Source organism: Photobacterium sp. DNB22_13_2, assembly GCF_052873915.1.
The window spans coordinates 1-359 of record NZ_JBNNXU010000070.1 but is presented as its reverse complement, the minus strand read 5'-3'; the positions used below and the strand labels follow the sequence as shown (position 1 = coordinate 359).

1 pseudogene is annotated in these 359 nt (G+C 67.7%); it reads right to left on the bottom strand.

Going from position 1 to position 359, the window contains the following annotated elements:
• A pseudogene (locus tag ACVA58_RS27825) lies at window positions 1–359 on the bottom strand (hypothetical protein); the annotation flags it as partial.

Here is a 359-nt window from a genome sequence, read left to right as displayed (position 1 = left end):
ACGCTTACCAGCGTCAGCACGGCCAGCGGCATCAATGCGAGCGCATAGCTGCCCGTCGCCTGCTTGACCCACCCGTACACGTTCACCATCAGGCCGCCGCCGATGAGGTTGGCGATCGCGTTGATGGTCGCCAGCCCCGCCGCCGCCGCGCTGTTGGAGAGCATGCCCGACGCCAGCGCCCAGAACGGCCCCTTGAACGAATAGGCCCCGACCAGCACCGCGCACAGCATCACCATGGTGGGCATCAACGACCCACTGAGCGATGTGCCGAACAGGCCCAGCCCGATCAGCAGCATGGGGATGGCGGTGTGCCAGCGGCGCTCCTTCAGGCGATCCGAGCGGCGGCCCCAGACCACCAT